The 6,258-nt window shown below is 64.0% G+C and carries 6 protein-coding genes; all 6 read left to right on the top strand.

The window, feature by feature from the left end; all coding sequences use genetic code 11:
- Window positions 1-182 precede the first annotated feature (182 nt).
- The 6 genes from ACW8PS_RS08800 (at window position 183) to ACW8PS_RS08775 (ending at window position 6,226) form a co-directional block, all read left to right on the top strand.
- A complete protein-coding gene (locus ACW8PS_RS08800; RefSeq protein ID WP_491526992.1) occupies window positions 183-968 on the top strand; it encodes a 3-hydroxybutyrate dehydrogenase in 786 nt (261 codons plus the stop codon).
- Window positions 969-1,171: 203 nt separating this feature from the next.
- Complete coding sequence (locus ACW8PS_RS08795) at window positions 1,172-2,203, top strand: patatin-like phospholipase family protein (RefSeq protein ID WP_491526991.1); 1,032 nt, start codon at window positions 1,172-1,174, stop codon at window positions 2,201-2,203.
- A 73-nt stretch (window positions 2,204-2,276) separates the two neighbouring features.
- Window positions 2,277-2,777: an arsenate reductase ArsC gene (locus ACW8PS_RS08790; protein WP_491526990.1), complete on the top strand. Its 501-nt coding sequence runs from the start codon at window positions 2,277-2,279 to the stop codon at window positions 2,775-2,777.
- 121 nt (window positions 2,778-2,898) lie between these two features.
- Entirely contained in the window at window positions 2,899-4,368 is a 1,470-nt protein-coding gene (locus ACW8PS_RS08785; RefSeq protein WP_491526989.1) for a class I adenylate-forming enzyme family protein, read from the top strand.
- Window positions 4,365-5,009, top strand: coding sequence for a DsbA family oxidoreductase (locus ACW8PS_RS08780; RefSeq protein ID WP_491526988.1), 645 nt, complete (start codon window positions 4,365-4,367; stop codon window positions 5,007-5,009). Before ACW8PS_RS08785 ends, ACW8PS_RS08780 begins: the two co-directional genes overlap by 4 nt.
- Window positions 5,006-6,226: a multidrug effflux MFS transporter gene (locus ACW8PS_RS08775; RefSeq protein ID WP_491526987.1), complete on the top strand. Its 1,221-nt coding sequence runs from the start codon at window positions 5,006-5,008 to the stop codon at window positions 6,224-6,226. Before ACW8PS_RS08780 ends, ACW8PS_RS08775 begins: the two co-directional genes overlap by 4 nt.
- Window positions 6,227-6,258: the final 32 nt, after the last annotated feature.

The following is a 6,258-nucleotide window of genomic DNA, read 5'->3' as shown; positions in this document are numbered from 1 at the left end:
TCAGTTGCCCTCCTCCGGCGCGCGAATCGAATCTCTGATCGGCACCCGCGCCCGACCCGATTGCGCGAATCATCGGGGGGTGCGCGACATTCCCTCCCCTTACGGCACCGCCCCCCCCTCGCGCATCGCCTGAGCGCAGCATATATGCTGTTGGCAATCGCATCACCCAGGAGCAGACAGCCATGGCCATCACGACCTCTCTTGCCGGAAAAACCGCCGTCATCACCGGGTCCAATTCCGGCATCGGGCTTGGCATCGCGCGCGAATTGGCGCGCGCCGGTGCCGATATCGTGCTGAACTCCTTTTCCGACCGAACCGAAGATCACGCGCTGGCCGCCGGGATCGCCGATGAATTCGGGATCACTGCGCGCTATATCAAGGCCGACATGTCCAAAGGCGAAGAATGCCGGGATCTGATCGCCCAGGCCGGGATCTGCGATATCCTGATCAACAATGCCGGCATCCAGCATGTCGCGCCGATCGACGCCTTTCCGGTCGAAAAATGGGATGCGATCATTGCCATCAACCTCAGCTCGGCCTTTCACACCACCGCCGCCGCCCTGCCCCTGATGCGGGCCGCCGGTTGGGGCCGCATCATCAACATCGCCTCAGCCCATGGGCTGACCGCCTCGCCCTATAAATCGGCCTATATCGCGGCCAAACATGGTATTGTCGGGCTCAGCAAGACCACCGCACTGGAAACGGCCGAAGAACCCATAACCTGCAACGCGATCTGTCCCGGCTATGTGCTGACCCCGCTGGTCGAGGCGCAGATACCCGACACGATGAGGGAATATGACATGGGCCGCGAAGAGGTGATCCGCAATGTCATGCTGACCCGCCAGCCATCGAAGGAATTTGCTACCGTCGAACAGATGGGCGGAACGGCGGTGTTCCTGTGCTCGGACGCCGCCGCCCAGATCACCGGCACCACGATCAGCGTCGATGGAGGCTGGACGGCTTTGTGACCACACCAGAGCCAGGCGCTGTCAGCTCACAACCTGCACCGTCCGACAATCCTGAGCCGGGCACCAAAAAAGAAAGATGCCTCCGGCGGGGATATTTCAGGCGCAAAGAAGGCCGTTAAGGTTAACGCGCGCCTTCAGCTTCTTTGTGCTCCAAATATCCCCGCCGGAGGCATCTGCCCCATCAACCAGCCAAGGCCTCTGACATGACTTCCAAACCCATTAACCTGGCCCTGCAAGGCGGCGGCGCGCATGGTGCCTTTACCTGGGGTGTGCTCGACCGGTTGCTCAAAGAGCCGACGATCGAAATAGCCGCGATTTCCGGCACTTCGGCGGGCGCCCTCAACGGGGCCGCGCTGAAGGCCGGGCTGGCTCGCGGCAGCCGCGATCTGGCGATTGAAAACCTCGCCTGGCTCTGGGAACAGATGGGGGCCATCCGCGACGAGCGTTTTTCCTGGTGGCTGGATGCGACTTCACCCGCCGTGATCAGTCGTCTGATCGAAGGCTCACTGCCCTTTGCCGTCTCGGATGCCATGAGCCGTGCGATAAGCCCCTATGCCTATGGCCCTTTCTATCGCAACCCGCTGGAATCCGTGGTGCGGAAGTTCCACTATGATTACATCTGCGGCGAAGCCGGACCGACCTTCCATATCTGTGCAACCAATGTGCGCAGCGGCAAGATCCGGGTCTTTCAGGGCGCGGATATAAATGTGCAGGCAATATTGGCCTCGGCCTGCCTGCCGACGCTGTTTCAGGCGGTGGAGATCGACGACCCCGACACCGGCAAAAGCGAAGCCTATTGGGATGGCGGATATACCGGCAACCCGGCGCTTTACCCGCTTTTCACCCCCGATCTGCCGGCCGATGTCGTGATCGTCAATATCAACCCGCTTTACCGCCAGGAGCTGCCAAAATCGGCCCGTGAAATTCAGAACCGGATCAACGAGATCAGCTTCAACGCCTCGCTCCTGCGCGAATTGCGCGCGGTTTCCTTTGTGCAACGCCTCCTGGCCGACGGCGCAGTGGCCTCCGACGCGATGAAAAAACTCCATGTCCACATGATCTCCGATGACGCGCTCATGGGGCAGCTTTCGGTCGCCACCAAATCGGTGCCGGTGCCGCAGGTTCTGCATCAGTTGCGCAAGGCCGGCGAACGCGCCTGCGATAGCTTCCTCAGCCAGCATGGCGACAGGATCGGGCGCGAAGGCAGCGTCGATCTGGTGGAATTGTTCTCCTGATTGCGGTTCTGTTACATGTCTTTCATCCTTGTCGCCTATTGCCTGGCCAAAACCATCGCAAAGGGGTGCAATCATGCTTAACATTCTCGTGCTGTGTACCGGAAACTCTGCCCGCTCTATCCTGCTGGAGGCGATCCTGAACGCGCGCGGCAATGGTCGTGTCCGGGCCTGGTCCGCCGGCTCGCAGCCAATTGGCCAGGTGCATCCGCAATCGCTGCGCCTGCTCAGGGATCTGGGCCTCGATAGCAGCAATGCGCGTTCCAAATCCTGGGATGAATTTGCCGGGCCCGACGCCCCGAGGATGGGGGCAGTGATCACCGTCTGCGGTTCAGCCGCCGGTGAAACCTGCCCAATCTGGCCGGGCGCACCCGTGCGCGCCCATTGGGGGGTGGATGACCCCGCCGCCGCCCCCGAAGCCGATTGGCAAGCCGCTTTTCAGGCGGCCTATGACAGGCTGGCCGATCGCGCCCAGGCGTTTTTGAGCCTGCCATTCGAACATTATGATCGTGCTCAGCTACAGGGTGCCCTCGCCGATATCGGATCCCGCCAGCCTGCCCCTCAAAGCTCCGCCTGATCCAGCAGCCAGATGCCGCAGCGGGGGGCGGGTTGATCCGCTCCGCGCCATCCTGCATTTCCTCCCAAACCGCGCCGGGGGTCTTGCCACCGGCGCGCTGCGGCCATAGGCGATGGCGGAAATGACCTGCCCTGCCCCTTTCAACCTGGCGCAATATGTGCTGGCGCGCGCCGCCCGACAGCCTGACAAGGTGGCGCTGGCGGTGCTGTCACCCGCGCATGTCGAAAGCTGGAGCTATGCCCGCCTTGAGGATACCGTGCGCCGCACCGCCAGCGGTTTGCTGGCCACTGGCGCAAAACCCGGCGACCTCGTGGTGCTGCGCCTTGGCAACCGGCCCGCATTTCCGGTGGCGTATCTGGCTTGCATCGCTGTCGGGCTGGTGCCGGTGCCGACATCGGCCGCGCTGACCACGCCCGAGATCACCGCGCTGGCGGCCCGGATCGCGCCGCGCCTTGTCCTGGCCGAGGATGGCATCGCCCTGCCCGATCCCTGCCCCTGCGACGTGATCACCGATATCGCCGCTCTGGCCGCCCATCCGCCCGCACCCTACGCGATGGGCGACCCGGACCGGCTGGCCTATCTCATCTTCACCTCCGGCACATCAGGGCACCCGCGCGCCGTGGCCCATGCCCATCGCGCGGTCTGGGCGCGGCGGCTGATGTGGGCGGGCTGGTATGGGCTGCGCGACACCGACCGCTTGCTGCATGCCGGGGCCTTCAACTGGAGCTTCACCCTTGGCACCGGGCTGCTTGATCCCTGGGCCATCGGGGCCACCGCCCTGATTGCCGCCCCCGGCACCCCGCCCACGGCGCTGCCAGATCTTCTCAGATGCCATGACGCCACGATTTTCGCCGCCACCCCGGGCATTTACCGGCAGATGCTGCGCGCCCGCCTGCCCGAAATGCCCAAGCTGCGCTATGGGCTTTCGGCCGGGGAAAAACTGCCAGAACCCTTGCGCGCCGCCTGGGCCGAGGCCACCGGAACCACCATCCATGAGGCCCTGGGCCTGTCGGAATGTTCCACCTTCATCTCGGGCAGCCCGGCGCGCCCGGCCCCGCCTGAAACGATCGGCTTCGCCCAATCCGGGCGCCGCATCGCGGTGCTGGATGAGGCCGGTCAACCGCTGCCCGATGGTCAGACCGGAACGCTGGCCATCCACCGCAGCGATCCCGGCCTGATGCTTGGCTATCTGGAGGGCACCACGCCGCGCCTGCCGCTACAGGGCGACTGGTTTGCCACCGGCGACCAGGTGCATCGTGATGCAGAGGGCGCGCTGCATTACCATGGCCGCAATGACGACATGCTGAACGCCGGCGGCTTTCGCGTCTCTCCGGCCGAGATCGAGCGCGCCTTTGCCGCCCTTGCCGGCGAGTGCGCCGCCATTTCCCTCGAGATCCGCCCCGATACCCATATCATTGCGCTGGCCCATTGCAGCGCGATTGCAGAACCCACCCTGCGCCAGCACGCAGAAACCTGCCTTGCAGGTTACAAACAACCAAGGCTTTATGCGCGCCTTGACGCGCTGCCGCGCGGCACCAACGGCAAGCTCAACCGCAAGGCGATTGCCGCCCTTTTGAAAGACCAGCCATGATCAAGCTCGATATCCTCTCCGATCCGATCTGCCCCTGGTGTTTCATCGGCAAGGCTCATCTGGATTCCGCGCTCGAGGCGGCCGGCGACCATCCTTTCAGCGTCGAATGGCACCCGTTTCAGCTCAACCCCGACATGCCCGCCAAAGGCATGGACCGGCGCGCCTATCTGGAGGCCAAGTTCGGCGGCAGGGACGGGGCCGTGCGCGCCTATGCGCCGGTGGTTGAAGCTGCCGAAGCCGCCGGTCTCAAGATCAATTTCGAAGCCATCACCCGCACCCCCAACACGCTCGACGCGCATCGCCTGATCCATTGGGCCGGGCTTGAAGGCTGCCAGACGCCGATGGTTGCAGCGCTGTTTCGGGCCTATTTTCAGGAGGGCCGCGATATTGGCGATGCAGAGGTGCTGGCCGATATTGCGCAGGCCGTGGGCCTGGATCGCGCCCTGACCGAACGCCTGCTGGACAGTGATGCCGACCGCGATGATATCCGCGCCCGCGATGCCCATGCGCGGGCGCGCGGTGTCACCGGCGTGCCCTGCTTTATCATTGCCGATCAACATGTTCTGTCCGGTGCGCAACCGCCCGACATATGGGCCAAGGTAATCGCCGAGATCGCCGGGCAGGATAAGGCGCAGACATGACCGAGACCACCGCCCCGGCACCAAAACGCCTGAGCCAGGGCGAATTCATCGCCCTGATGGGGGTGATGTTCGCCACCATCGCCTTTTCGATTGATGCGATGCTGCCCGCCCTGCCCGAGATCGCAGCCGAGCTCAGCCCCGAGGCGCCAAACAACGCGCAGCTTATCCTGACCTCCTTCATCCTTGGCATGGGGGCGGGCACGTTGGTGGCCGGGCCACTATCCGACGCGTTCGGCCGGCGCCGGATCATTTTTCTGGGTGCGGGGCTGTATGTCCTGGGCGCGATCCTGGCCTATTTCGCGCCAAGCCTCGAGCTGATCCTGGCCGCGCGCGTGCTGCAAGGCCTGGGCGCGGCCGGGCCGCGCATCGTGTCGCTGGCCATGGTGCGCGATCTCTATGCGGGCCGCCAAATGGCGCGTGTCGTGTCATTCGCCATGCTGGTCTTCATGGCCTTTCCCGCCATTGCGCCCTTGATCGGCGCGGGCATCATTGCGGCGTTTGGCTGGCGCGCGATCTTTCTGGCCTTCCTGATTTTCTCCGTTATTTCCATCGGCTGGCTGGCGCTCAGGCAACCCGAAACCCTGCCCGCCCCCGCCCGTCGCGCGCTGAATACCGCAAGCCTCAAGGCCGCCTTCATCGAGGCGATACGTCACCCCCAATTGCTGATGTCGACGCTGATCCAGGTGCTGATCTTTGCCATGCTGTTCGGCACGCTCAGCTCGGTGCAACCGGTCTTTGACATCACCTATGGCCGCGGCGACAGTTTCCCGCTCTGGTTTGGCGCCATTGCCCTCAGCTCCGCCCTGCCGCCTTTGATCAACGCAAGCCTTGTGGTCCGGCTTGGCATGCGGCCGCTGATCCGCGCCGCTTTGGGGGTGCAGTTCATCCTGTCGGCGCTGGCCCTGATCATCTTTCTCAGTGATATCCTGCCCGGTGCCAGCAGTTTCTGGATCTTCCTGATCTGGACCGCCGCGATGTTTGCCGCCACCAGTTTCACGCTTGGCAATCTGAACGCGCTGGCGCTGGAGCCGATGGGCCATATCGCGGGCATGGCATCTTCGGTAATGGGCGCGATCTCAACCCTTTTCGGGGCCTCTCTGGGGGCGGTGATCGGGCTTTTCTTCAACGGCACGCCGGTGCCGCTGGTGGGGGCCGTCACCCTCTGCTGCATCATCGCCTATGCGATCGCGCGCAAATTGCCGCGCGAGGGGCGCTAAGACACATCTGGGAATAGCCTGGGACAGGGTGC

Source organism: Alterinioella sp., from assembly GCF_058343375.1.
The sequence above is the reverse complement of the archived record's forward strand: the minus strand, read 5'-3'. Positions and strand labels throughout refer to the sequence as shown.